Source organism: Mycobacterium sp. NGS68, assembly GCF_059812195.1.
This window is the reverse complement of record NZ_JCALCE010000003.1, coordinates 150232-174402: the sequence shown is the minus strand read 5'-3', so window position 1 is coordinate 174402 and position 24171 is coordinate 150232. Positions and strand designations below refer to the sequence as shown.

General features: G+C 66.5%; 26 protein-coding genes. 15 read left to right on the top strand and 11 right to left on the bottom strand.

All coding sequences use genetic code 11. The features are described from left to right. Positions 1-2: 2 nt before the first annotated feature. The 6 genes from AC5Y5V_RS05640 to AC5Y5V_RS05615 all read left to right on the top strand — a co-directional run bounded on the left by AC5Y5V_RS05640 (position 3) and on the right by AC5Y5V_RS05615 (position 5406). Positions 3-881, top strand: a complete 879-nt coding sequence (locus tag AC5Y5V_RS05640; protein WP_499931803.1) for an SDR family oxidoreductase — start codon at positions 3-5, stop codon at positions 879-881. 27 nt (positions 882-908) lie between these two features. Continuing rightward, positions 909-1721, top strand: a complete 813-nt coding sequence (locus AC5Y5V_RS05635) for an enoyl-CoA hydratase/isomerase family protein (protein ID WP_499931802.1) — start codon at positions 909-911, stop codon at positions 1719-1721. A 183-nt stretch (positions 1722-1904) separates the two neighbouring features. Then, the gene (locus AC5Y5V_RS05630) at positions 1905-2309 is read left to right on the top strand and encodes an SCP2 sterol-binding domain-containing protein (RefSeq protein ID WP_499931800.1); all 405 of its coding nucleotides are present in this window, start codon (positions 1905-1907) and stop codon (positions 2307-2309) included. A 31-nt stretch (positions 2310-2340) separates the two neighbouring features. Further along, a complete protein-coding gene (locus AC5Y5V_RS05625; protein ID WP_499931966.1) occupies positions 2341-3846 on the top strand; it encodes an aldehyde dehydrogenase family protein in 1506 nt (501 codons plus the stop codon). 13 nt (positions 3847-3859) lie between these two features. Further along, entirely contained in the window at positions 3860-5209 is a 1350-nt protein-coding gene (locus AC5Y5V_RS05620; protein ID WP_499931798.1) for a cytochrome P450, read from the top strand. Next, positions 5206-5406: a ferredoxin gene (locus AC5Y5V_RS05615; protein WP_499931796.1), complete on the top strand. Its 201-nt coding sequence runs from the start codon at positions 5206-5208 to the stop codon at positions 5404-5406. Before AC5Y5V_RS05620 ends, AC5Y5V_RS05615 begins: the two co-directional genes overlap by 4 nt. A gap of 6 nt (positions 5407-5412) precedes the next feature. Here the strand turns inward: AC5Y5V_RS05615 and AC5Y5V_RS05610 are convergent, their stop codons facing one another. The 3 genes from AC5Y5V_RS05610 to AC5Y5V_RS05600 all read right to left on the bottom strand — a co-directional run bounded on the left by AC5Y5V_RS05610 (position 5413) and on the right by AC5Y5V_RS05600 (position 8572). Beyond that, entirely contained in the window at positions 5413-6531 is a 1119-nt protein-coding gene (locus AC5Y5V_RS05610; RefSeq protein ID WP_499931794.1) for a LuxR C-terminal-related transcriptional regulator, read from the bottom strand. 68 nt (positions 6532-6599) lie between these two features. Then, the gene (locus AC5Y5V_RS05605) at positions 6600-7640 is read right to left on the bottom strand and encodes a phosphotransferase family protein (RefSeq protein ID WP_499931793.1); all 1041 of its coding nucleotides are present in this window, start codon (positions 7638-7640) and stop codon (positions 6600-6602) included. Then, on the bottom strand, positions 7637-8572 hold the full coding sequence (locus AC5Y5V_RS05600) for a DUF7064 domain-containing protein (protein WP_499931791.1): 936 nt from the start codon (positions 8570-8572) through the stop codon (positions 7637-7639). Before AC5Y5V_RS05600 ends, AC5Y5V_RS05605 begins: the two co-directional genes overlap by 4 nt. A 261-nt stretch (positions 8573-8833) precedes the next feature. On the opposite strand from AC5Y5V_RS05600, the gene AC5Y5V_RS05595 reads away from it, so the two are divergent. Then, positions 8834-9772 carry an alpha/beta hydrolase gene (locus AC5Y5V_RS05595; protein WP_499931790.1) on the top strand — a complete coding sequence of 313 codons (939 nt, stop codon included), beginning with the start codon at positions 8834-8836 and terminating at the stop codon, positions 9770-9772. Then, positions 9769-10566 carry an SDR family NAD(P)-dependent oxidoreductase gene (locus AC5Y5V_RS05590; protein WP_499931789.1) on the top strand — a complete coding sequence of 266 codons (798 nt, stop codon included), beginning with the start codon at positions 9769-9771 and terminating at the stop codon, positions 10564-10566. Before AC5Y5V_RS05595 ends, AC5Y5V_RS05590 begins: the two co-directional genes overlap by 4 nt. A gap of 16 nt (positions 10567-10582) precedes the next feature. Here AC5Y5V_RS05590 and AC5Y5V_RS05585 read toward each other — a convergent pair whose 3' ends face one another. From AC5Y5V_RS05585 to AC5Y5V_RS05570, 4 genes are all read right to left on the bottom strand, one after another. Further along, positions 10583-11485 carry a 1,4-dihydroxy-2-naphthoyl-CoA synthase gene (locus AC5Y5V_RS05585; protein ID WP_499931787.1) on the bottom strand — a complete coding sequence of 301 codons (903 nt, stop codon included), beginning with the start codon at positions 11483-11485 and terminating at the stop codon, positions 10583-10585. Next, the gene (locus AC5Y5V_RS05580; RefSeq protein WP_499931786.1) at positions 11482-12567 is read right to left on the bottom strand and encodes a LuxR C-terminal-related transcriptional regulator; all 1086 of its coding nucleotides are present in this window, start codon (positions 12565-12567) and stop codon (positions 11482-11484) included. Before AC5Y5V_RS05580 ends, AC5Y5V_RS05585 begins: the two co-directional genes overlap by 4 nt. Next, a complete protein-coding gene (locus AC5Y5V_RS05575) occupies positions 12564-13718 on the bottom strand; it encodes a LuxR C-terminal-related transcriptional regulator (RefSeq protein ID WP_499931784.1) in 1155 nt (384 codons plus the stop codon). The genes AC5Y5V_RS05580 and AC5Y5V_RS05575 overlap by 4 nt, the downstream gene beginning before the upstream one ends. 222 nt (positions 13719-13940) lie before the next feature. Further along, positions 13941-14114, bottom strand: coding sequence for a hypothetical protein (locus AC5Y5V_RS05570; RefSeq protein ID WP_499931783.1), 174 nt, complete (start codon positions 14112-14114; stop codon positions 13941-13943). A 233-nt stretch (positions 14115-14347) separates the two neighbouring features. Here AC5Y5V_RS05570 and AC5Y5V_RS05565 point away from each other — a divergent pair, with 233 nt between their 5' ends. From AC5Y5V_RS05565 to AC5Y5V_RS05535, 7 genes are all read left to right on the top strand, one after another. Next, entirely contained in the window at positions 14348-14494 is a 147-nt protein-coding gene (locus AC5Y5V_RS05565) for a hypothetical protein (RefSeq protein WP_499931781.1), read from the top strand. A gap of 76 nt (positions 14495-14570) precedes the next feature. Beyond that, the gene (locus AC5Y5V_RS05560) at positions 14571-15551 is read left to right on the top strand and encodes a quinone oxidoreductase family protein (RefSeq protein ID WP_499931780.1); all 981 of its coding nucleotides are present in this window, start codon (positions 14571-14573) and stop codon (positions 15549-15551) included. An 83-nt stretch (positions 15552-15634) separates the two neighbouring features. Continuing rightward, a complete protein-coding gene (locus AC5Y5V_RS05555; protein ID WP_499931965.1) occupies positions 15635-16381 on the top strand; it encodes an enoyl-CoA hydratase/isomerase family protein in 747 nt (248 codons plus the stop codon). A gap of 114 nt (positions 16382-16495) precedes the next feature. Beyond that, positions 16496-18178: an AMP-binding protein gene (locus tag AC5Y5V_RS05550; protein WP_499931778.1), complete on the top strand. Its 1683-nt coding sequence runs from the start codon at positions 16496-16498 to the stop codon at positions 18176-18178. Beyond that, the gene (locus AC5Y5V_RS05545) at positions 18178-19365 is read left to right on the top strand and encodes an acyl-CoA dehydrogenase family protein (protein WP_499931776.1); all 1188 of its coding nucleotides are present in this window, start codon (positions 18178-18180) and stop codon (positions 19363-19365) included. The genes AC5Y5V_RS05550 and AC5Y5V_RS05545 overlap by 1 nt, the downstream gene beginning before the upstream one ends. 14 nt (positions 19366-19379) lie before the next feature. Then, complete coding sequence (locus tag AC5Y5V_RS05540; RefSeq protein WP_499931774.1) at positions 19380-20126, top strand: CoA transferase subunit A; 747 nt, start codon at positions 19380-19382, stop codon at positions 20124-20126. A 40-nt stretch (positions 20127-20166) separates the two neighbouring features. Next, on the top strand, positions 20167-20817 hold the full coding sequence (locus AC5Y5V_RS05535) for a CoA transferase subunit B (protein ID WP_499931772.1): 651 nt from the start codon (positions 20167-20169) through the stop codon (positions 20815-20817). Here the strand turns inward: AC5Y5V_RS05535 and AC5Y5V_RS05530 are convergent. The 4 genes from AC5Y5V_RS05530 to AC5Y5V_RS05515 all read right to left on the bottom strand — a co-directional run bounded on the left by AC5Y5V_RS05530 (position 20807) and on the right by AC5Y5V_RS05515 (position 24164). Then, on the bottom strand, positions 20807-21568 hold the full coding sequence (locus AC5Y5V_RS05530; RefSeq protein WP_499931771.1) for a FadR/GntR family transcriptional regulator: 762 nt from the start codon (positions 21566-21568) through the stop codon (positions 20807-20809). The two genes, AC5Y5V_RS05535 and AC5Y5V_RS05530, sit on opposite strands and share 11 nt — an antisense overlap. A 92-nt stretch (positions 21569-21660) precedes the next feature. Continuing rightward, entirely contained in the window at positions 21661-22134 is a 474-nt protein-coding gene (locus AC5Y5V_RS05525) for a MaoC family dehydratase (RefSeq protein WP_499931769.1), read from the bottom strand. Between the two features lie 6 nt (positions 22135-22140). After that, positions 22141-23034 carry an SDR family oxidoreductase gene (locus tag AC5Y5V_RS05520; protein ID WP_499931768.1) on the bottom strand — a complete coding sequence of 298 codons (894 nt, stop codon included), beginning with the start codon at positions 23032-23034 and terminating at the stop codon, positions 22141-22143. Then, positions 23031-24164 carry an acyl-CoA dehydrogenase family protein gene (locus tag AC5Y5V_RS05515; protein WP_499931963.1) on the bottom strand — a complete coding sequence of 378 codons (1134 nt, stop codon included), beginning with the start codon at positions 24162-24164 and terminating at the stop codon, positions 23031-23033. Before AC5Y5V_RS05515 ends, AC5Y5V_RS05520 begins: the two co-directional genes overlap by 4 nt. Positions 24165-24171: the final 7 nt, after the last annotated feature.

Below are 24171 nucleotides of genomic sequence, written 5' to 3'. Positions count from 1 at the left end.
TCGTGGGCTATTCGTCAATCTTCATCAAGGATCTCTTCGCAGGTCAGACGATAGTGATCACCGGCGCGGGAAGCGGGATCGGCCGATGCACCGCGCACGAACTGGCGGCGCTGGGAGCCGAGGTGGCGATCATCGGCCGCAACCTCGAGAAGCTGAAGGCGGTGCGGGACGAGATCCGCTCCGACGGCGGACGGATCTCGATTCACGCGGCAGACATCCGCGATGAGGCCGCCGTCGGCAATGCCGTCGACGCCATCCTCGCCGAGCACGGCCGCATCGACGGCCTGTTCAACAATGCCGGCGGCCAATACCGGGCAGCTTTGGAAACCATCAGCACCAAGGGTTTCGAGGCGGTCGTGCGCAACAACCTGACGGGTGGCTTCATCGTCATGCGCGAGATCTACACAAGATTTATGAAGCAGCACGGGGGTGCCATCGTCAACATGATTGCCGACATTTGGAACGGCTGGCCGCATTTCGCGCATTCTGCTGCCGCGCGCGGCGGGATGCTGTCACTGAGTGAATCGGCCGCCACCGAATGGGCCGCCGCGGGTGTTCGGGTGAACACCATCGCGCCCGGTTCCATCGCGTCGAGCGGGCTCGACACCTACGACAGCAAGGACACCGACTTCATCCGCAACCAGGTTGCCCGTGAAATCCCCTTGCAGCGCTTCGGAACCGAGGCGGAAGTGTCTGCGGCGGTCGTCTTCCTGCTGTCCCCCGCCGCGGCTTTCATCACCGGCACCTGCATTCGCGTCGACGGTGGAGCGCCGAACGCCAAACCCGGATGGTGGGAGTTGCAGCCGGTCGAGCACAACGCCCCCTTCGACGCCTTCCACCGCTCCGCGCTGCCGGCGATCCTCGATACCAAACCGAACTAGTCAACCCCTCCGACGGAAAGGTCACTCATGGCAGACAAAGTGCTCTACGACAAGCGTGGCGAAGTCGCCTATGTCACCCTCAACCGCCCAGAGGTCAAGAACGCCATCGACTTCGAATCCCACGAACTGCTGTGCGACATCTGGCGTGACTTCCGCGACGACCCGTCGCTTCGAGTCGCGGTTATCACCGGAGCCGGTGATGCGTTCACCGCTGGCGCGGACCTGAAAACCCATGCACCCGAATGGCAGACCGTCGGTCCGATGGTCGGGCGCGAGCGCCTCGAGGATGGCTTGTGCGGGATCACCCGGGGACCGCTTTCACGTATCACCAAACCCATCGTCGCGGCGATCAATGGCTGGTGCGTCGGACACGGCGTCGAGCTCGCCATGGCCTGCGACATCCGCATTGCCTCCGACCGCGCGCAGTTCGGCACCTTTGAGGTGCGGCGCGGAATGCATCCGGCCGACGGCGGAATCGTGCGCCTGGTCAATACCTGCGGCGTCGGGGTGGCCCTGGAATTGCTGCTCACCGGTGAGCCGATCTCGGCCACCAGGGCGCTGACCGCCAACATGGTGTCCCGCGTGGTGCCACACGACGAACTGCTGGAGGAGACCGACGCTGTGGTGCAACGGATCCTGCGATGCGACCAATCGGCCATCGAATCGGCCAAGGAGACGGTGCTGGAAATCATCGGGCGTCCGCTTCATGACCAGCTGCGCGTCGAAGCGATGTGGGGTTACGCGCTGTGTGGCGGCAACTCAACCGTGCAGGCGCGATCACAGCAATTCTTCGACAAGACCGATCGGGGCCGAAACGGCGTCACCGCCACGCCACTGTGAGCACCGCGCACCAGCCGCCGAACGGCTCACCCGCACGCGACGGCCGCACCGTCCTCGGCCTCGCCCGCGCGCACATATCCCTTCCGGGATACCGATAGTTCACCTTTGGGATCTGCCCGTCCCGGGCGAACGCTGCGAACATTCTGCTGGTAGTCAGACGAGCAGCATGGGAGTGGTCGGGAAATGGGCTTTTTCAAAGACGACGATGAGCTTGACGCCTACATCGGGGGTGTCTTTCGGGATGCGGGCGAGCACCCGGATTCAGGACCGAAGCTGCGCGCGGCCAACATCGTCATGCGGGTGATCTACACCGACCCGGACTGCGAGATGACCATGGTCTTTCGCGACGACTACCAGGTGATCCGCGGGCCCAGTGATCAGAAGGCAGACGTCACCCTGCTGATGCGGGGCGACACCGCCGACCAGTTCTGGCGCGGCGAGTACAACTTGGCGATCGGGTTGGCCAAGGGCCAGGTCAAGGCCAAGGGGCCGGTAAACAAGATCCTCAAGTTGGTGCCGCTGACCAAGCCGCTGTTCCCGATGTACCGCCAGAAGGTCGCCACGAAGGACGCCCAGAGTCATGCCTGACGCGATGCGGGCCGGGATCGGCAGGCCTGGCATGACAACGACGGAATTGCAACATCATTCGATGCGGATCGGCGGAACCGACGTCGATTCGCCGCGCCGCATGACGATCGTCGACCCCAGCACCGGTGCTCCGGTCGCGACCGTAGCCCACGGTGACGCCACCCATATGGATGCCGCCGTGGCCGCCGCCAAAGCGAGTTTCGAGGCCGGCGTCTGGCGCACCAAGACGCCCCAGGAACGCGCCGCGATCATGCGGCGCATCGCCGCCGCCGCGAACGATGTCGCCGAGGACCTCGTCGAACTGGAGCTGTCGGCCAACGGCGCAACGGTCCGGCAGGCGACCGGGTTCCACATCGGTTATGCACTAGCGCATTTCGCCTACTTCGCCGACTTGGCCGAGACCTATGCCTGGCAGCGCCCGGCTCCCATCGTCAACTTCCCGGCGCTGAGCCAATCGGTGGTGCATCGCGAACCCATCGGAGTGGTCGGGGCGATCACCCCGTGGAACTTTCCCCTGCTGCTGACCCTCTGGAAGGTCGGCCCGGCGCTGGCCGCCGGCAACAGCGTAGTGGTCAAGCCGGACGAGCACACCCCGCTGTCCATCCTGGAGTTCGCCCGCATCGCAGAGCAGAACGGTCTGCCGCCCGGGGTGCTCAACGTGGTACCCGGCGACGGAGCCGAAGCCGGTGCCCGACTGGCCTGCCACCCCGACGTCGGCAAGATCGCCTTCACCGGATCGACCGCGATCGGGCGGGAGATCATGAAGCTGGCTTCCGGCACTGTCAAGCAAGTCACCTTGGAACTCGGGGGCAAGGGTCCCTCGATCGTGCTCGACGACGCCGACCTGGAGATGGCTGCCGACGGCATCCTCTATGGCTGCTTCGTCTACTCGGGTCAGGTTTGCGAATCCGGTACCCGGGCCCTCGTTCCCGCAGGAATCTACGACGAGTTCGTGGCCCGCCTGGTGCAGCGCGCGAAGACGATCGTCGTCGGCCCTACCCGTGACTGGGACACCGATATGGGTCCGGTCATCGACGCCGGGCAGCAGCGCCGCATCCTGGCTTACATCCGGGACGCGGCGGCGGAGGGCGCCACCGTCGTACTCGGTGGAGAAGCGTTGCAGCAGGACGGATTCTGGCTTCAACCGACAATCTTGAGCGGGGTACGCAATGACATGCGCATCGCTCAGGAGGAGGTGTTCGGACCGGTCCTCGTGGTGATCCCCTACAGCGGTGATGACGAAGCGATCGCCATCGCCAACGATTCCGAATATGGCCTGGCGGCCAGCATCTGGAGCACCGACAACGCCCGGGCGCTGGCGCTGGCCGAGGGAATCCAGTGCGGCAGCGTCTGGATCAACGACGCTCACCAAATCAATTGCCAGACACCCTTCGGGGGCTACAAGCAGAGCGGGCTCGGCCGCGAACTGGGCCCGGACGCACTGGATTCCTACACCGAAGTCAAGACCGTACACCTGGACCTGTCCGGCGGACGCAGCGCCAAGCCCTACGACATTCTGTTGAGCCACGCCGATTAGCCATGGAGACAACATGACGACAGACAACGAACTCTTCTGCGCAGACCTGGCGTTCGACGACGACGACACCGTTGACGTCCCGCCCGTCAACGACGCGGCCGCAAAGCGTGCCTACGATCCACTCAACGTTTCCTGCGACGCCTTCTGGGACCTGGACCTACCGGAACGCGATCCCGTATTCGCCCAGCTGCGTCGGGATCGGCCGGTGAGCTGGCAGCCGCCGATCGAGACCGCGGTCTCTCCGGACCCCGACGATCTGGGCTTCTGGGCCGTGGTTCGGCACAAGGACATCATTGAGGTCAGTCAGCACAACGACGTATTCGTATCCCGATACGGCGTGATGTTCGACATGCTGCCACCGGTGTTCCTCGAGATGGCGATGTCGTTCTTGGCGATGGACAACCCGCAGCACCACAAGGTGCGACGATTGGTCAGTTCCGCATTCACGCCGCGCCAGGTGCGCCGGATCGAGTCCGACATCGCCCGCCGCGCGCAATCGATCGTCGGTGCGGCCGCGCAAAAGGCCCGCGACGGCGCCGATGTCGATTTTGTCGAGGACATTTCCAAACATCTTCCCGTCGAAATGTTCGGCGACATGTTCGGTGTCCCGGAGGAGTTGCGGGCAGAAGTCGCGCACGCCGCGGATGAGACGCAAGCATGGGCCGATCCGGTGCTGCTGGCCGGGCGTGACCCCGCGGAGGTCCAGGTCGAGGCCGCGCTGCGCATTCACGATGTCACCGAGGAACTGGTGGATCTGCGGCGGCGACGGCCCGCCGACGACCTGCTGACCAGCCTGGTGCAGGCCGAAGTCGATGGCGAGAAACTATCGGACTTCGAGATCGGCGCCACCATGGTGCTGTGTTCCGTGGCGGCCACCGACACCACGCGCCATACGTCTAGCTTTGCAGCCAAGGCGCTCAACGATTTTCCTGACCAGCGCCAGTGGCTCTGGGAGGATTTCGAGGGCCGGATCGGAACGGCGGTCGAGGAGTTTCTGCGTTGGGGTTCGGTGGTGCAGAACTTTCGGCGCACCTGCGTGATTCCCTATGAACTCGGCGGTCAGCAGATCCTGCCCGGCGACAAGGTCGTGCTGATGTACTCGTCGGGCAACCGTGATGAGACCGTGTTCACGGATCCCGGCAGGTTCGATCTCGGTCGTGCACCGAATCCGCACATTGCTTTCGGCGGCGGGGGCATCCACTTCTGCCTGGGCAGCCAGCTGGCCAAGGCGATGCTGCGGTCGCTGTTTCGCGAACTGCATTCGCAAATGCCCGACTTCCGCACCGGCGAACCGAAGTTGGTGCGGACCAACTTCATTCGCGGGGTGACCAGCATGCCGTTCGATCCTTCACCGGGCCGATGAGCACCTGTCGCATCGTTTTCGCGGTGGATCGCTGCGCCGGGATCGGTCTCTGTGAATTATCCGCGCCTACCGTGTTTGCCCTGAACGACGACGGCAATATGCAGCTGCTGCGCAACGTGGTCGACGAGGCGCACAGGGCCGAGGTCGAAGACGCGGTGGCGAACTGTCCGACGCAGTCGCTGACCATCCTCGAGTGATTGCCGTCATCCGGACTCGGATTGGTACAGCTGGGAGACCGCCTCCACTCGATTCTCAGCGCCCAGCTTGCGCAAGATGTGTTTGACGTGCTGCTTCACGGTTCCCTCAGAGATGAACAGCTGGCTGGCAATGGCGGGATTGGTCCGCCCAAGTGCCATATGCTGCAGAATCTCGGCCTCACGTGCGGTCAACACATCCCGTATCGAACGCGCCACCCGGATAGTCGTTCGCGACGGCGCCAAATTCGCACTGCTTTCGTCGGCTGAGGCGTCCAAGGTGAACGTGTGAGCGCCCTGGGCGGTCTCACCGCAGTCGTTTGCCGCCAGGCGCAGCGCCGACCCGATGGACTCCAACCGTTCCACCGCACGCGCCCGGCTGAACGCCAGCTGCAGGCCGCGGGCAAACGATGCCAACGCCTCACAATCGGCAGCGTCAGTGTCACGGCCTTGCAGATAACGGTCGGCATGCAGGAGTCCGACGACCTGGTTGCCGGCGATGACGGGTGCGGCGGCGTAGGAGGTCGACCGCGAAGCATCCGCAATCGGCCGGTGCACCCGCAACTCATGTTGGACGTCAGTAACGTTCATCGCTTCCTTGCGGCGTGCGATCTCCGTCTCGAACAGACCAGGCACCAGTGGCTGCGGCTGCTCCTGTCCAATCCGGTTGATTTCGTGCGCCCATTGCGGATTGCCGGTCACGTACACCGATTGCGATATCCACAAGCCGTCGACGATTCGAGAAAAGATCGCCCGATCGAAGCCGAGTTCGGCGACCAACTGCGGGGCCAGGTCCATCAGATCCGGAAGAGCGCACGGCGCCGCCTCCAACCTGGCCAGCGCATCCCGGATCCGGCGCGATACGGCACATGCCTCCTGCAGCGATCCGTCGGCGCTGGTCAGTGCGCGCAGTGTCGCGAGCAGCTCGGCAGCGGCGGGTTGGTCGCTGAGCGCGTCGGCGATGGCCGACCAAGCATCGTCAACGATCGCCCGGGCATCGGCGACCCGTGGTTGCCAGCACGGATCGTCCGGATCTGCGATCGACCGCAGTCCATCGAGGACCGCATGCAGCCGTGCGTCCGCCTCGTGGCGTGACGGCGCTGCGGCGCGGCCCGTTGGGTGATCCACACCATAACTGTAGGCGAGGCCGCAACCCCCGTTGCGGGTTTGACGGCCGCGCGAGGACGGTGCGTCCGCTATCGCGATCCACCGACGGTGCAGCCGGCCGCAGCCGCGCAGCGGACCCCGGCGCGCAGAAACGACGCGACGAACTCCGGATCACGGAAGTAGGGGTCCCCGCCCGCCGTCTCGGCCCGCCGGCGGCCGTATTCGTAGAGTGCCGCAAGCTTGAACTGCGCCATGGCCGAATACCATTCGATGTTGCCGGGCGCAGTCCCGCTCCGCCGGCAGTAGCGGTCAAGCAGCTCGGCGCGGCTGGGATAACCCGGCTCCAGCACAGCCACACCCATGGCCGCCGTCGGCGTCAGCTCGTCACCGGGGGCCGGATACGACGACAGGAAATAGCCCAGGTCGAACAGGGGGTCGCCGATCGTCGCAAGCTCCCAGTCCAGCACGGCGGCGACCCGCCCAGAGGCGCTGATCATCAGGTTGCCCAGCCGAAAATCGTTGTGCACCAGAGACGCGGCGGATTCTGCCGGAGTGTGCCGGACGAGCCAGTCCGCCAACCGCTCGAACGCGGCGGGCAGCCGGCCGCCGGCGTCTTGGACAAGTGCCCGCACGCGGCGCAGGTGGCGCGCGTTGAAGCCGTCGGGCTTACCGAAGTCGGCCAATCCGATTGCGGCCCAGTCGACCGCGTGCAGGTCGGCCAGCGTGTCGATCGCCGACTCGGCGATCTGGCGTCTGACAGCCGGATCGTTCAGCGGCTCGGGTGTCACCTCGGTGATGACGACGGCATCGACGAACTCGGTCACCACCACTGGGACGTCCAGGATCTCCCCCGGCTCGGCCACCGCGAGGACCCGCGGTACCGGTACCGGAGTGGATGCGAGCGCGGTCAGCAGGCGGGCCTCCCGCACGACGTCGTGAGCGCCGGTCGGCAGCGGCGGAGGTGGCGGTCGGCGGACCACAACCCTGCGATCGCCGTCGGACACCACATAGGTCAGGTTGGAATGACCGTCCCCGACGGCGTGAGCGCGCACCGTCGGCCCGCATTCCGCACGGTCCGCCAGGAAGCGGCCCAGCCGAGCCAACTCGCCCGGCGACCACTCCCACGTCACCGCCAGCTCCCCGACTCGACCAGGTGCTCTAGATAGGAACCGACCCAGTGCGTTTCGAACTGGCCCGCGCCCGGCTCACCGTCGATCGTGGCGCGGCACGCGGCTTCCCGGATGACGGTGAGCATCGGGTCGTGGCTGGGCAGCTCGACCACCCCGAACGCTTCGAGTTCGACGCGTGTGCGCCCACCGGCGACATCGATCAACGTGGCCTGCAGGCGTTGTTGGCGCATCTGGCCGTCGTATTCAGCGTGATGATCGATGCTGCGCACCGCGACGGCGACACCGTCGCGCGCGACATATCCACCAAACCCCCACTCACCCTTCGCTATCCAGATCCAGCCGTTGACGGCGACTCCGGCGGGCGTGTACGCGACGAACCACTTCCAGTGCTGCGGCACGCCCCAGTCGCGCACTCCCCACGAGTGGTCCCGGTGCCCGGGGCAGTCCAACTCGACGCGGCGATCGCCCGCGTGGACGAAGCCCCGAACCCGCCCGCTCTGCTCGAACCGATTCTCGGCGAACCATCGCGGCAGCCCGTCCGGGTTCGCGTGATAGCTGAAGGCGTCGTGTAACCCGCTGAATTCGAACTCGATGGCCACGTCGTCACGGCGGTAGCCGAGGACACACGATTGCAGCGGCTCCGGCTGTCGCAATGTCAGTCCGTCGAATTCGAAACGGTCCAGGTCGGCATCGTCGGCAATCCGTCCCGAATTCACGTGCAGCGCCAGCGGATCGGGTTGAGCCCCCCACACGACGACGTTGTAGCCCGCGCGACCGCGCTCGGTGAGGTAGAGGTAGACCTGCACGCCCAAGTCCTCTTCCGGCACGACCATTTCCCAGAACAGGCTGTCGCGCATCCGCTTGCCCGGTGCGGGGCGGTGGCGCAAATCGTCGGCTGCGCCGAGAGTCGCCACGATATTGCCGACAGTCATGTCCTCACTCTTCTCCGGGAAACCGCGCAATCGCGCTGGCGGCCAAGGCCATTGGATGGCCACGACGCCACGGCTCACAACTGTGGCGTCGCCGCCAGACGCTCATAATATAATGGTCAGACCAAAAATTCAAGACGCGGAACACGAGCGCCGGGAGCGCCGAAATTGGCTTGACTATTCGGTCTGACCATTTTAATGTTTGTCTGTGTCACTGGTCTTGCTTCCACGGGTTCGCGGGCGCCGCCAACCGGGCGGACCCTCATGATGGACGTCGAGTCGCTGACCTACCGCTGCGCGGACGACCGGGAACTCGTCGGCTATCGCTGGCTGCCTCAGGATGGCGGCCCGCCCGCGGGCGTCGTCGCGCTGGTGCACGGCATGGGCGAGCACATCCGCCGATACGACCACGTTGCCGACGCACTCACCTCGCACGGGTTCGTGGTTTACGGTCACGACCACCGCGGACACGGCGCATCGCTGGGGCCCACCGATGAGCCCGGTCGCCTGGGACCCAATGGGTGGCCGGCGCTGGTCGAAGACCTGGCTCTCGTGATCGCGCGGGCGCGCTCCGACTACCCCGGCCGGCCGGTGGCTCTGCTCGCGCACAGCATGGGTTCGTTTGCCGCTCAGCAATTTCTGCTCGATCACGGCACCGATGTGGATGGGGTCGCCCTTACCGGAACCGCGGCGGTGGACCTTCTGGAACCGGCCCTGGACCTGTCCGCCGAGCTGGAGCTGTCGGCCTTCAATGCCGGATTCGCGCCGGCACGGACGGACTTCGACTGGCTCTCCCGTGACGAGTCGATCGTCGACGCCTACATCGCCGACCCGTTGTGCGGCTTCGGCCTCGACACCGACTCGCTGACAGGGATGTTCGCCGGCGCGCGCCGAGCGGCCGACCCGGCGCAGGTGGCACGCCTCCCCCGCACTCTGCCGATGTACCTCGCGGTGGGATCGCAGGACCCGGTCAATGCCGGGCTCACGCTGCTGTGGGCGCTGGTGGACCGCTACCGGGCCGCCGGCCTCGACGACATCACGGTGCGCGTCTACGAACAGGCCCGCCACGAGATCCTCAACGAGACCAACCGCGGCGAGGTGATCGACGACCTGGTGCGGTGGCTGCAGCGCGTGTCGGCGCCCGGCGTGGTTCACGCCACCGAAACTCCATTGCAAGCCAAAACCGTAAGGACACAACGATGACCGATGACCGCCCCGGGACGCCCGCGCCCAAGAACCTGGACGCATCGACAGCGCTGATAGTCGGCGGGACGGCCGGCATCGGACTGGCGTCGGCGCGCGCCCTGGCGGATGCCGGGGTGCCGCGGATCGTGATCGTCGGCCGCAATGCCGAACGCGGCGAGCTTGCCGCGAAGTCGGTGGGCGAACTCGGCGCGGCCGCACACTTTCTGCCAGGTGACGCAACCGATCCCGCTTCCGCGGCCGCCGTCGCGGCAGAGGCCGAGCGAATCCTGTCGGGCATCGACATCCTGATGTGCACCACCGCCGCCGATGTCCGGCCCGAACTGTTCGTCAACATCCCCGCCGCCGAAATCGGCCGCATCATCACCCAACTGGCCCTGCCTTCGATGCATATGGCGAGCGCCGTGCTGCCGGGCATGCGTGAGCGGCGCGGCGGGGTGATCGTGAACGTGGCGTCGGATGCGGCCAAGACTGCCACCCCCGGCGAGGCGGTCATCGGTGCCGCGAAGGCCGCGATCGTGATGTTCACCCGGACGATCGCCATCGAGGAGAAGCGCTACGGCATCCGCGCCAACGCGCTGACCCCGTCGCTGGTCCACGGCACCGCATCGACCGAGCGCATCACCGCCGACGGGTTCAGCGGCAAACTGTTCGCCCGGGCCGCGCAGCAGGCTCAGCTCGGCGTGCCGACTGCCGACGATATCGCCGCTCTGACGGTGTTCCTGTGCGGGGCGGGAGCGGCACGCCTTACGGGACAGGCGATCAGCGTCAACGGCGGCATCTCCGCGGCGTAGCCGCCTTTACCGGGCCTTAGAAATACCTGGGGAACGGCGTCCAGTCCGGTGGCCGCTTCTGCAGAAACGCGTCGCGGCCCTCGACCGCCTCGTCGGTCATGTACGCCAGGCGGGTTGCCTCGCCGGCGAACAACTGCTGGCCCACCAGCCCGTCGTCGAGCAGGTTGAACGCATACTTCAACATTCGCTGGGCCTGAGGCGATTTCGCGTTGATTTCGGCCGCCCACTGCAGGCCCACCGCTTCGAGTTCGGCGTGGTCGACGACCTCGTTGACCGCCCCCATGCGATGCATCTGCTCCGCCGTGTAGGGCCGCCCCAAGAAGAAGATCTCGCGGGCGAATTTCTGACCCACCTGACGGGCCAGATACGCACTGCCGTAACTCCCGTCGAAGCTTCCGACGTCGGCGTCGGTCTGCTTGAAACGGGCATGTTCGCGGCTGGCCAAGGTGAGGTCACAGGTCGAGTGGAGGCTGTGCCCGCCACCCGCGGCCCACCCGTTGACCAGGCAGACGACCACCTTGGGCATGAACCGGATCAGTCGCTGCACCTCGAGGATGTGCAGCCGTCCGCCGCGTGCCGCATCGACCGTGTCCGCGGTGTCGCCGGAGGCGTACTGGTAACCGCTGCGGCCACGAATGCGCTGGTCACCACCTGAGCAGAACGCCCAACCACCATCCTTGGGCGATGGCCCGTTCCCGGTCAGCAGGACGACCCCGACATCGGGCGACATCCGCGCGTGATCGAGCGCACGATACAACTCGTCGACGGAGTGCGGGCGGAACGCGTTGCGGACCTCGGGCCGGTTGAAGGCCACCCGTACGGTGGGTTGGGTGACGTGGCGGTGATAGGTGATGTCGGTCAGGTCGGCGAATCCATCCACCAACCGCCATGCCGATGGATCAAAGGGATTGTCGCTCATGGCGTCCGGTGGTGGCGCCGCCTTGACGCGGTTTTGGCCTCGTCCATGTAGAGGGCGATGGCCTCCGAGCGGTTGATGGCGCCGACCTTGCGCAGGATCCGTTTCACATGAGTCTTGACGGTTTCGACGGTGATGACCAGTTGGTCCGCGATCTCGGCGTTGGAGGCGCCCATCACCAACCGTTCGAATACTTGGCGTTCCCGGTGCGACAAGGTGGCCGCCAAGTCGGAGTCCGCCGCAATGTTCGGCGTCTCGACGGGAGTGTCGTATTCGACATCGAAAGTTATCGCCGCCGCCGCGATCCGGTCCGCTTCCTCGGTGAGCCGCGCCGCCGCCCGGGCAATCGAGGTCCGTTGTTGCTGCACGCGTTCGGTATTCAGCATTCTTTCGTGCAGCAGCGAATATGCCGACGCGAACGAGTCGAGCACGTCGACATCGCCGTCGGACACCCCGTCCTCGCCGTGCCGGCCGACGTGAATCAACGCGACCACCCGCGATTTCGCGATGACGGGGGCGACGAGGTAGTGCACCGAGCCGAGCAACTCGCGGTAGCCGGCCGACGCGGGCAGATCGGAGTCGTTGGTGCGGGTGGTGTCACGCAGGCGAATGCAGGCACGCTCGGCCGCACATTCACGACGCGGAATCGCGGTGGGCCCGCCGTGCGCGGATTCCTCGACGACGAAGCCGTCGTCTTCGACATAGGAGAGCAGGGCGCTGTCGAATCCGAGCACGTCGCACAGTTCCGTACAGGCTTGGCGGCCAAGCCCCTGCATCGATCCGGCCTTCTTCATGCGACGGACACCGGCGGTCAGCGACCGCACCACGTCGACATGGTCACCGGCCCTCAACTGACGCGCTTCGACCTGCGCCTGCAGGAAGTCCGTCAGGAGACCGCGTTCGCCCCGCGGCTCGGAATCGCCACGGGCGTCGGGCTTTCGGCTGACCAGCCGCTCCGTGGTGGCGGCCGACATGGCGATCGCCTCGTCCAGGGTCGTCGCGTCGCCGGATCGGGGAATGCCGAACTCGGCACACAGATCCGTGTCGAGTTGGTTGAGCCGGGCCACCATCGCCCGAGTGCTCATCGTGACGCTCCCGCGTTGGTGCCGGCGATGCCGGCATAGGTCGCGACGGCGGCGGCCCGGCTGGACGTATTAAGCTTCTTGGCGATGTGTTTCAGGTGCGACTTCACCGTTCCTTCGGAGATCACCAGGCTGCGGGCGATCTGGCCGTTGGTGGCCCCAGTCGCGACGTGCGACATGATCTCGTGCTCGCGAGACGTCAATTCTGCGGCCCCGGGTTGGTCGCGATGACGGTAGGCGTCGTGTCGCGGTCGCGACGGCCCGTCCGGCAATGCCCACAGCGGCGATCGGCCCGACCGGCCGAGTAGGTCGTCGACGTTGGCGCACAGGGTGTCGACTTCGACCCGCTGCTGGGCGGCCTTCTCTTCGAGTGCCGCGGTCTCGAACGCGACGGACAGGCACTCGGCGAAAGCCTCCAGTTGCTCCAGATGCTCCATAGTGACGATTCCGTGGGGCTCCGGACGGTCGGTGTGGATGATTCCGATCACCCTGCCCTGGACGGTGATTGGCGCGCCGATATAGCCGAAGCACCCCGAGGCCTCCATGATCTCCCGGAAAACACGTTTGTCGTCGCGCGGCGACGGCGCGAACACGCCGCACCGCTTGCGGACGAGTTCCGTCTCCAACGGAGCCTCCGCCAGCTGGATCTGGCGGTCCGATATGTACTCGAGGAGAGAGCGGGAATGGGGATCGGCCGCCTCGTCTTCGATATACAGGTGTCGCGGCAGCCACAGCGAACCACGGACGGTGGAGATCATGGTCCGCGCGAACGCGAACTCCCGGCTCAGCACGGCCGCGGCGGCCTGGATCATCTTGTGGGGCGGCAGGCCCCGGAGGTATCCCAGCGCGTGGCGGATCTCGGACATGGTCCTGACCCGGCGGGCGAGATCGTGGTCGAGGAGCTCGCACTGCAATCGCAGAACCGACACCAGAATTTCAGCGGTTGCGGCCCAGTCCTCCGTCGGATCGGAGGGCAGCGCGATCCGTTGCTCGAGCCGCTCCCGCAGGCGGGCCAACTGGTGTCCGAGCGCGGCCGGCGTGAATTCGGGGGGCGGCACTTTGAGATGCTCCGCGGCCGCAGCAACGGTTGCCTCCGCGCGGGCGACCACCTCGCGATCCTCGGCTATCGAGGCTATGAGCACTCGTGAGTCCATCTCCACTCCTCCACCCATTCGGGAGCGTCCACCAGAATCGGTCATACCATTGAACCAAACTATAGATCAGATGTAAGGCACGCCACAATGGGGTCGATGAAAGTCGGCGATCACACGGGAACGGGAGGATCTCGAATCTGGGGGCGGCCACGGCAGGGCCACGCGGGCGTCAAGCGCCTGCGGCACGAATTCCGTTGCCCGACAGCAAAATACCTCGACGGGTCACAACCAGCGAGCGATCTGCTGGTGGACGGCCTCGTCGGTGCCGACGACTTCTTGGGTGATGACACGGGCCGGCGAAAACCTTGTCGCAACCCATCGGCCGGCGATGACGTCCACCCGCAGTAGGCAACCGTCTTGAGCCATCACATGCCCTGTTGCGTGCGGCCGGATCATGACGCTCTCCTCGGGAATAGCCCTGTTCACTAGATGCAATCACCGCAGGTCAACGAGGTCAGCACCCCAAAGGGGATGACTTGCTCGTCCAAAAGGGGGATACGCGCGCCGGCGATCGCCCGATATTCCCCCTTCGGGGGACCAAATACGTCTCCTTTGGGTGCTGACCACCACTGACCTGCGGTGATTGCATGTGGCATCGCAATTACAACCGCCCAGAAAGTGAGCCAACAGTGTTCGCAAGCATCGCCACGTTGATCGGAATGTTGATGATGGTCCTGTTCCCCGTGCTTATCCCGGCGGTGATCACGGCAGTTCACGCCGCGGTCGGCTGGCGCCGCAACAGGACGCTCGTGACGGCCGGGGCGGGGGCCGGATAGCGCCCGCCGAGCAGTGACGTTCCTTGCGCAGCCTAATGGGCCAATGGTCTAATGGTCAGGCCACAGGAGGTCTTTCTTGCACGCTGTGATCATGGAAGAGTTCGGCCCCGCCGCCGTCTTGCGGCCGGGCGAGTTCCCCAATCCGACGGCGCGGCCGGGCTGGGTGACCGTGGCGTTGCGCGCCAGCGCGCTCAACTGGCACGACGTCCTGGTCCGCCAGGGCCGCTACCGCTCGCCGCTGCCGCACGTCATCGGCGCCGACGGCGCCGGTGTGCGCACCGACAACGGCGAGCAGGTGGTGCTGCTGCCGTCGCTGAACTGGGGCGACGGCGACGACGCGCCCGCCAGCGGCTGGGAGATCCTGGGCGACTACACCGCCGGCACCTACGCCGAACTCGTCAGCGTGCCCGCCGAGTGCGTCGCCCCCAAGCCCGCCGGCTTCAGCTGGGCGGAAGCCGCGGCCCTGCCGCTGGTCGGCCTCACTACATACCGGGCCCTTTTTGTCCGAGGGCGGCTTCGGGCCGGCGAATCGATGCTCGTCATCGGCGCGGGCGGCGGCATCGCCACGATGGCGATCGCACTTGCCGTCGCCGCCGGCGCCCGCATCACGGTCACGTCGTCGTCGGTCGAGACGATCGAACGCGCCGTGGCCGCCGGAGCGTACGCCGGTGTACTGCACGGCGAGTCGGACTGGCCCGAGCAGGCCCGGGCGGCGTCACCGCGCGGCCGCGGATTCGACCTCGTCCTGGACCCGGTCGGCCGGTGGGGCGAGTCGGTGCGCGCCCTGCGGCCGGGTGGCCGGCTGGTGGTGTTGGGCGCCAACGCCGCACAGACCGCCCAACTGGACATCCGCAGCTTCTATTTCGGCCAGTTCGATCTGCTCGGCACAACCATGGGCAGCGGCAGGGATTTCGCCGGCCTGCTCAACATGCTGGATCGGTGCTCGGTGCGCGCTCCGGCGATCGACCGGGTGTTCGCGCTGGACGAGGCGGCGCAAGCGCACGAATACCTCGAGCGCGGACGCGTCTTCGGCAAATGCGTGCTGACACACGAATAGGAGGCGCCGTGAACCACTCCCCCGAACTGGTGACCTACCGCCTCGAGGAGGCCGCCCCGACCGACCCTGACGACGGTCCGGCGCTGGCCGCCTACCTGACACTGGATGACCCCGAGCGGCGCAACGCTCTGTCCGACGCCCTGCTCGATCAACTCGAAGCCCTGCTGCGGCGCGCGGCGTCGGACCCGCAGGTGAGGGTCATCGTGCTGACGTCGTCACATCCGCGGGTCTTCTCCTCGGGCGGCAACCTCGACGCCTTCGCCGACGATCGCGCGACCATCGCCAAGTACGCCGGCCTGGCCCGTTTCCCCGCCCTGTTCCGGACGCTGACGGGCATCGGGAAACCGGTCGTCTGCGCCGCCAACGGCGACGTGCTGGCCGGCGCGCTGGGCCTCGCGCTGGCGTGCGACCTCGTCATCGCCAAGGCCTCGGTCCGGCTGGGCTGCCCCGAGATCAACGTCGGCGCCTTTCCATTCATGATCTCGGCGTTGATCTTTCGCGCGACGGGCCGTCTGGTCGCCAACGAACTGATGATGACCGGCCGGCTGATCACCGCTACCGAGGCGGCCGCCGCCGGGTTGGTGAACAAGGTCGTTCCCGACGGGGAGTTCGACGACGTCCTGCGCCAATGGGTTGCAGACATCGCCGCCAAATCGCCGCTGTTGCTCGGCATGGGCAAGCGGGCGCTCGCGGCGACCCGTGACCTGTCGCTGGACGCGGCGCTGGACTACCTGCAGGCGCAGCTCGCCTTGGCCTTCACCACCGAAGACCTGGCCGAAGGGGTGCGGGCCTTCAAGGAGAAGCGGGCCCCCCGGTGGCGCAATGCGTGAAGATTTCGCCGTCCGGAGTTATTGCCCTTTTCGGTCTGACCATTATATGATTCGGAGGGTTACGCCTCCTCGCCCCTGCCGCAGGGCGGATCCCCAGAACCGAGGAACTGCGCGATGAAACCGAGTCCGCACACGGTCCGTTACGGCCCGCAAGAAATCGACGAGTACTACCGCGCGGGGCTGTGGAGCACCGACACCTTCCACGACTTGCTCCTCCGGCGCGTCCAAGAAAGCCCCGACAAGGTTTTCGCCACCGACGGAATCCGGTCGCTGACCTATCGGCAACTGTTCGACTCCGGGCAGCGGTTGGCCGTCGGACTGCACCGCCGCGGGTTTCGGCGCGGCGACACCGCCGCCGTGCAGCTGCCCAACTGGGTGGAGTTCATCCAAGTTCTGACCGCGTTGTCGCGGCTCGGCGTCGTCATGGTCCCGATCATGCCGATCTACCGGCGCGAAGACGTCAGCTACGTGCTGTCCAACTCCGGCGCGCGGGCCGTGTTCACGCCGGCGAACTTCGGCAAGTTCGGCTACCTGGACATGTATCGCGCTCTGCGCGAAGAGCATCCGGAGCTCACGATCGTCGTCGCCCGGCCCGAAGGCGCCGCCGACGACGTGCTCACCCTGGAACAGCTGGAAGCCGGCATCGACGATGACGGAGCGCGCGCGGAACTGGGCGCACCGCCCGACGCGGACGATCCGTTCGTCATCGTCTACACCTCCGGGACCACCTCGCGGTCCAAGGGGTGCGTGCACACGTTCAACACCTACTGCGCGGGCTCGCGCGCACTGATCGCCCCATTCGGCTACACGTCGGACGACGTCCAGTTCGGCCCCTCCCCCGTCGCCCACACCACCGGTCTGGTCACCAGCGTGCTGCTGCCCCTGCTGACCGGAGCATCGACGCACCTGATGGCCAAGTGGGATCCGGCCAGCGGGATCGAGGAGATCCGGCGCTTCGGCTGCACCGCGGCCGTCACCGCCCCTACCTTTTTGCACACGTTGCTGTCCGAATACGACGCCGAACGCCACGACCTGTCCTCGTTGCGCATGTGGACCTGCGCCGGCGCGCCCATCCCTGCCGCGGTCGTCGAGCGCGCCGCCGCGAAGCTGCCCAACGTCAAGGTTCTCAGCCTTTATGGGCGCAGCGAAAACCTGGTTACCACAACCTGTTCGGTCACCGACGACGTGTCCCGCGCCCTGACCTCCGACGGCACCGCGGTCCCCGGGTCAGAGGTCAGGATCGTCGGCCCGGACGGCACCGAAGTGCCGCGGGGTGTCGAGGGCGACATCGCCTACCGCGGTCCCGCTCACATGATCGAGTATTTGGCCAACCCCGCCGAGACCGAAGCCCTCTTCACCGACAGCGGCTTCTCCAAGTCCGGCGACCTGGGCACGATGACTGACGACGGATATGTGCGGGTTACCGGCCGGACCAAGGACATCGTCATTCGCGGCGGCATGAACATCAGCGTCCGGGAGATCGAAGACCATCTGGCCCATCATCCGCAGCTGCACGCCTCGTCCGTCGTGGGTATGCCCGACGAGCGCCTCGGCGAGAAGGTGTGCTGCTTCGTGGTCGCCGCGCCCGGCCGCACCCCCCCGACCGTCGACGACATCCGCGAGTTTCTGCTGGAGAAGGGCATGCCGATCCAGAAGACACCCGAACGCGTCGTCGTCGTCGACTCCCTGCCGATGACAGCCACCGGAAAGGTACTCAAGCACGAGTTGCGCAAAGACATCGAACGCCGCGTCCAGGAGGAATCCGCTCAGGCGCACGAAGTGGCGGTCACCCCCTGATGGAGCTGAAAGACAGTGCCGCGGAAGCCCAATTCCGCGCCGAGGCCCGCGCCTGGCTGCGGGACACGCTGCCCCAACTCGGCGGACCCGAACCCGCGCGCCTCGAAGACAAACTCGACTACTGGCGCAACTGGCAACGGCGGCTCTACGACGCCGGGTACGCCGGCCTGTCCTGGCCGAAGCAGTACGGCGGGGGTGGGGCGGATGCCAAGCTGCGGGCGGTCTTCAACGAGGAACTCGATCGCGCGGGCGCCCCCGAGCGGCTGAACATCATCGGCGAGGACTTTGCCGGGCCCACGATCATCGAGTTCGGCACGCCCGCCCAGCAGCAGCGCTACCTCCCCGCGATCCTCGACGGAGACGAGATCTGGTGCCAGCTGTTCTCCGAACCGGAAGCGGGTTCGGACCTGGCGTCGTTGCGGACTACGGCCACCAAGGTGGACGGCGGATGGCGAATCCAGGGCCAGAAGATTTGGACCAGCCGCGCCCAACTGGCCGCCCACGCGATCCTGCTCGCCCGCACCGGCGGCGGACCACGCCATCGCGGGATCACCTATTTCCTGTTGGCCATGGACAGCCCCGGTGTCGAGGTCCGTCCCCTGGCGCACATGCTGGGCGAATCCGAATTCAACGAGGTATTCCTCGACGCGGTGTTCATACCCGATGACCACGTCGTCGGGGAGGTCGACGGCGGCTGGCGGGTCGCGATGGGCACGCTGGCCTTTGAGCGGGTCGCCATCGCCACCGGCCGGGTCAACACGACCGGCGCCGTCAACGACCTGATCCGCCAAATCGCGGGCTGCACAACAGATGACGGGACCCCGTTGGGTGCCGACGCGCTGGTGCGACAACGGATCGCCGACCTCTACGGGCGGGCCCTGATGCACTACCTGATCGGGCAGCGGGTCATCACCGGCGCCGCCGGCGACGGGCCACCGGGCCCGGTCACCTCGATCGGGAAGCTGTTCTTCTGTCCGCTGGTGGAGGACATCGCCGATTTCGGGTTGGAGCTCGACGAGATGGGCGGACAGTTCGCGCTCGACGAGAAGGGGTCCACGGATCCGTCCGCGTCGCAGCGGTGGCTGCGGCTGGCGTATCAGGCGCGCGGCACCGCCATCGCCGGCGGCTCGACATTCATTCAGCGCAACATCGTCGCCGAGCGCATCCTCGGCATGCCCAAGAGCTGAGGAGGCTGGTGACGATGGACAAGGTCGTGGGGACGGCCGCCGACGCTGTCGCCGACGTGGCCGACGGGTCGTCGCTGGCGGTCGGCGGGTTCGGGCTGTGCGGCATCCCCCAGGCGCTGATCGAGGCGCTGCTCGAACTCGGGGCCCGCGACCTCGAGACGGTGTCGAACAACCTGGGCGTGGACGGGATCGGTCTGGGAGTGTTGTTGCAACACAAGCGCATCCGCCGGACGGTCAACTCCTACGTCGGGGAGAACAAGGAATTCGCCCGCCAATACCTCGCCGGTGAGCTGGAGCTGGAGCTGACCCCGCAGGGCACGCTGGCCGAACGGCTGCGCGCGGGCGGGGCCGGGATCCCCGCGTTCTACACGCCCGCGGGGGTCGGGACCCAGGTGGCCGACGGCGGCCTGGCGTGGCGGTATCACGCGGACGGGACGGTGGCGGTTGCCTCGCCGCCGAAGGAAACCCGCGAATTCGACGGGGTCACTTACGTTCTCGAGCGAGCCATCCGCACCGACTTCGCCCTGGTGCACGCCTTCAAAGGCGACCGGCACGGCAACCTCGTCTACCACGCGGCGGCCGCCAACTTCAACCCGGACTGCGCCGTGGCGGGCCGGGTCACCATCGCGCAGGTGGAGCATCTGGTCGAACCAGGCGAGATCGACCCCGCGCAGGTGCACACCCCCGGGATCTTCGTGCAGCGGGTGGTGCATGTGCCCAACCCGGCCAAGCAGATCGAAAAGGAGACGGTGCGGCGATGAGGTGGGGGCATGTCCCGCTTGCGGGGGAGAGTGGCGCCAGATGACTTGGACTCGAGACGAGTTGGCCGCGCGGGTGGCCGCCGAACTGCACGACGGGCAGTACGTCAACCTCGGCATCGGGTTGCCCACCCTGATCCCGAGCCACATCCCGGCCGACATCACGGTCGTCTTGCATTCGGAGAACGGAATTCTCGGCGTGGGGCCCTACCCGCGGCGCGAGGACCTCGACGCCGACCTGATCAACGCCGGCAAAGAGACGGTCACCACGTTGCCGGGCGCGGCGTTCTTCTGCTCGTCGTCCTCGTTCGGGGTGATTCGCGGCGGACATCTGGACATCGCGGTGCTGGGTGCGATGCAGGTTTCGGCCGCGGGCGACCTGGCCAACTGGACGGTCCCCGGCAAGATGATCAAGGGCATGGGCGGGGCGATGGACCTGGTGCACGGCGTGGAGAAGGTCTTCGTGATGATGGAGCACACCGCGAAGGACGGCAGCGCGAAGATCGTTGAGCACTGCACGCTGCCCCTGACCGGCAAGCGCTGCGTCAAGCGCATCTTCACCGATCTCGCCGTCATCGACGTCACCGACGACGGTCTGCGCCTGATCGAGACCGCACCCGGCGTCAGCATCGACGAGGTCGTGGCGAAAACCGAACCGCCGCTTGTACTTCCCGCCGCGCCGCTCAGTCGTTGACGGTGATCTCGTTACGCTCGTCGACGGCCAGCGCGGCCTTCGCGTAGCTGTGCACGTGGCGCTGCATGCGCCGACTGGCCGCCTCGGCGTCGCGGTTGCGGATCGCTGTCGTGATCGACCGGTGCGCGCGCAGGGTGACACTTCGCACGTTGTCGTCGACGAACGACGCATTCTCCGTCCCGGCGTAGATCGCCTGCGACAGGGCCGTCATGAAGCCGATCAACAGTTCGTTGTGGCTGGCTTTGGCCACCCCCACGTGCCAATCGAGATTGGCCTGCAGGAACGCCGACAGGTCCGCGTCGGGATTCGCGATGTCGGTGTTGGCGCGATCCAGCACCGCCAGGTCTTCGTCGGTGCGTTTGCGCGCGGCCAGCTCGGCGCAGAACGGCTCCAACGCCTCGCGCGTCTCCATCAGGTCGGCCAGCTTGATCTGCTGACCCCTGATCAGCAGGCTCACCGAGCTCGCCATCGACTTGGTCGTCGGGCGCTGCACGATCGCGCCGCCGGCCCGGCCCGTCCGTACCCGGACCAGGTTTTGGACCTCCAGGATCCGCAACGCCTCGCGCACTGTCGCGCGGCTCATCTGCGTCTGCTTCACGAGTTCGCGCTCCGCGGGAAGTGCGAAACCCTCCGCCAGTTCACCGCTGAGTATCCGCTCACGCAGCTCGCGCGCCAGCACGTCGGACGCCTTGGGGACATCCACGGGCTTGAGTAAGACATTCGAACGTGTTGGAGCCGACTCCGTCTCCATCACCCCTCCGTCCAGCCACGCTTTTGGTGTAAAGGCTTAATGGTAAGGCCTATTCTACGGTTATCCTATTATCCGCGGCCAGACACGGCGGACTAGAAAACCATTCGGGCTATGAGTTCGGCCACGGCGGCCGGCTTCGCCGAGCCGTCGAGCTCCACCGTATGACGCACGGTCAGGTCGACGGTGCCCTCGTTCACCTTCTCGGCGCCCACCAGCTCGGACCGGACCCGCACCCGTGCGCCGGCCGGAACGGGCGCCAGGAACCGTACCCTGTTGAGTCCATAGTTGATGCCCATTTTCGCGTTCTCTACCCGGTAATTGGCCTTGCTCAGCGCCGGAATCAGGGACAGCGTCAGGAAGCCGTGCGCGATCGTGGACTGATACGGCGTCTCGGTCCGGGCCCGCTCGACATCGACGTGAATCCACTGATGATCGCCGGTGGCGTCGGCGAATGCCTCGATGCGGTCCTGATCGACGGTCACCCACTCCGACACGCCGAAGTCAGCGCCGACGGCGTCGACGGCTTCCTCGATCGAGGAGATTATTCGCGCACCATCTGTCGCCATGGCCGGCTAGACCGACCGGTCGGACTTGGCCGCGGCCGAGGCGGCCTTGCTGAGTTCGCGCGCCTGCGTCCAATCGTCGTCGCTCATCGCCGACAGGCCGGCGAACGTGTTGGGCCCGGCGAGCCGCTGGGCCCCGTCCATCGCGATCGTTTCACCGGTCAGGTAGTCACAGGCGTCGGAGAACGCGAAGATCGTCAAGTTGGCCAATTCGTCGATGGTGCCCGCCCGGCCCAACGGAATCTGATCGGACTGGGTCGCCCCGACCGCGCTCTTCTGTGTCGGATTGAGCATCTCCCACGCGTAGTCGGTCGGAATCGGCCCGGGCGCAAGCGCGTTGAGACGAATTCCGTAGCGGCCCCACTCGACGGCCAACGACATCGTCATCGCATGTACCGCGGCCTTCGCCATCGCCGAAGGCACGACGAAGGCCGAGCCGCTCCACACCCAGGTGGTCAGGTTCGACAACACCGATCCGCGCAGGCCCTCGTCGATCCAGCGCCTGCCGACGGCCAGAGTCGTGTTGAACGAGCCCGTCATCACCGTCGAGGTGACGGCGTCGAACGCGCGCGGGCTCAAACTCGCCGTAGGCGCAATGAAATTCGCGGCGGCATTGTTCAACAACCCGGTCAGCGGGCCGTGCCGATTCCAGATCTCAGCGACGGCGTCGTTGACCGCGTCGAAGTCTCGAACGTTGACCGGCTGATAGTGGACGCTGCCGGGCCGGCCGACGGAAATCTCCGCGGCCGCCTCTGCGAGAACCGTCTCCCGCCGCCCCCACAGGTGTACCCGGGCGCCGTGGGCGACCAGGCGGGAAGCCACTCCGCGGCCCAGGCCGGTGCCGCCTCCCGTGATCAGGATGCGCTTGCCGTCCAGCACCTTCGAATCGAATATGCGTGTCATAGTCCCAGACTCTTGCCGATGATGTCGCGCTGAATCTCGTTGGCGCCGCCGTAAATCGGTGGGGCCAGCGCCTTGCGCACCTGGGCTTCCATTCCGAATTCGACGGTGTACCCGTTGCCGCCCATCAGCTGCACACCTTCCAGGGCAGCGGTTTTGGCCACCTCGGTGCATTTGAGCTTGGCGATCGAGCCCTCCCGCGCAAGCTGATGCTCCTGTCCGGCATCGATCTGAGCCGCCACCTGGTAGACGTATGCGCGGCAGCATTCGATCTCGGCGACCAGGTCCGCAAGCCGGTGCCGCACGGCCTGAAAGCTACCGACCGTGCGGCCGAACGCTTCGCGGCTGCCCACGTAGGCGATGGTGTCCTGCAGCGAGCGGCGCGCCGCACCCAGCGACATCGCCGCGATGATGAGCCGTTCGACGTTCAGCCCGCGCATCAGCCGGTGCCAGGCGTCGCCGATCCCGCCGACGACGTTGGCGACGGGAACGGCGACGTCGGTGAAATAGACGTCGTTGACGGTGTGACCGTCCATGGTCTGGATCGCTTTAATGTCCAGTCCGGGCGTCGAAGTCGACAGGTACAACAACGTCAGGCCGTGGTGTTTCCCCACATTGGGGTCGGTGCGGGTGAGTACCAGCAGGTGATCGGCCAGATGCGCTGCCGTGATCCACGTCTTTTGGCCGTTGACGATGAACCGGTCGCCGTCGCGGACCGCGCGGGTTCGGACGGCACCGAGGTCGGAGCCGGCGCCGGGTTCGGACAACGCGATCGCCTCGAACCGCCCCGCACACAGATTCCCCAGTACCTCGGCTTTCTGCGGCTCCGCACCGTGCCGCAGATAGGTCTGGGCGGCGGTCAGGCCGGTGCCGTAGGCATGGATGGGCGCCTGACCGCGCGCCGTCTCCTCGAGGAAGATGCACTCTTCGACCATGCCCGCGCCGCCGCCGCCGTATTGCGCGGGTATCGACACGCCCAGCCAGCCGAGGCCTGCGAGTCGCCGCAACAGGTCCGGGCTGTTCGATAGCCGCCCACCCTCGGTCAGTTGCGCGCGTTGCTCGGCGGTGCCACAGGTCTCGGCGCAGAAATTCTCGATGGCGCTGGCGAACTCGCGCTGTTCCGCCGTGAACATCCCGCTC

Excerpts from the sequence above, each read along its gene's own strand:
- AC5Y5V_RS05545 (WP_499931776.1), top strand. The coding sequence starts at position 18,178 with ATGGAGCTGAAAGACAGTGCCGCGGAAGCCCAATTCCGCGCCGAGGCC.
- AC5Y5V_RS05600 (WP_499931791.1), bottom strand. The coding sequence starts at position 8,572 with ATGACTGTCGGCAATATCGTGGCGACTCTCGGCGCAGCCGACGATTTG.
- AC5Y5V_RS05525 (WP_499931769.1), bottom strand. The coding sequence starts at position 22,134 with ATGGCGACAGATGGTGCGCGAATAATCTCCTCGATCGAGGAAGCCGTC.
- AC5Y5V_RS05570 (WP_499931783.1), bottom strand. The coding sequence starts at position 14,114 with ATGATCCGGCCGCACGCAACAGGGCATGTGATGGCTCAAGACGGTTGC.
- AC5Y5V_RS05620 (WP_499931798.1), top strand. The coding sequence starts at position 3,860 with ATGACGACAGACAACGAACTCTTCTGCGCAGACCTGGCGTTCGACGAC.
- AC5Y5V_RS05625 (WP_499931966.1), top strand. The coding sequence starts at position 2,341 with ATGACAACGACGGAATTGCAACATCATTCGATGCGGATCGGCGGAACC.
- AC5Y5V_RS05590 (WP_499931789.1), top strand. The coding sequence starts at position 9,769 with ATGACCGATGACCGCCCCGGGACGCCCGCGCCCAAGAACCTGGACGCA.
- AC5Y5V_RS05635 (WP_499931802.1), top strand. The coding sequence starts at position 909 with ATGGCAGACAAAGTGCTCTACGACAAGCGTGGCGAAGTCGCCTATGTC.
- AC5Y5V_RS05585 (WP_499931787.1), bottom strand. The coding sequence starts at position 11,485 with ATGAGCGACAATCCCTTTGATCCATCGGCATGGCGGTTGGTGGATGGA.
- AC5Y5V_RS05630 (WP_499931800.1), top strand. The coding sequence starts at position 1,905 with ATGGGCTTTTTCAAAGACGACGATGAGCTTGACGCCTACATCGGGGGT.
- AC5Y5V_RS05540 (WP_499931774.1), top strand. The coding sequence starts at position 19,380 with ATGGACAAGGTCGTGGGGACGGCCGCCGACGCTGTCGCCGACGTGGCC.
- AC5Y5V_RS05520 (WP_499931768.1), bottom strand. The coding sequence starts at position 23,034 with ATGACACGCATATTCGATTCGAAGGTGCTGGACGGCAAGCGCATCCTG.
- AC5Y5V_RS05550 (WP_499931778.1), top strand. The coding sequence starts at position 16,496 with ATGAAACCGAGTCCGCACACGGTCCGTTACGGCCCGCAAGAAATCGAC.
- AC5Y5V_RS05515 (WP_499931963.1), bottom strand. The coding sequence starts at position 24,164 with ATGTTCACGGCGGAACAGCGCGAGTTCGCCAGCGCCATCGAGAATTTC.
- AC5Y5V_RS05615 (WP_499931796.1), top strand. The coding sequence starts at position 5,206 with ATGAGCACCTGTCGCATCGTTTTCGCGGTGGATCGCTGCGCCGGGATC.
- AC5Y5V_RS05575 (WP_499931784.1), bottom strand. The coding sequence starts at position 13,718 with ATGGACTCACGAGTGCTCATAGCCTCGATAGCCGAGGATCGCGAGGTG.
- AC5Y5V_RS05530 (WP_499931771.1), bottom strand. The coding sequence starts at position 21,568 with ATGGAGACGGAGTCGGCTCCAACACGTTCGAATGTCTTACTCAAGCCC.
- AC5Y5V_RS05535 (WP_499931772.1), top strand. The coding sequence starts at position 20,167 with ATGACTTGGACTCGAGACGAGTTGGCCGCGCGGGTGGCCGCCGAACTG.
- AC5Y5V_RS05595 (WP_499931790.1), top strand. The coding sequence starts at position 8,834 with ATGATGGACGTCGAGTCGCTGACCTACCGCTGCGCGGACGACCGGGAA.
- AC5Y5V_RS05580 (WP_499931786.1), bottom strand. The coding sequence starts at position 12,567 with ATGAGCACTCGGGCGATGGTGGCCCGGCTCAACCAACTCGACACGGAT.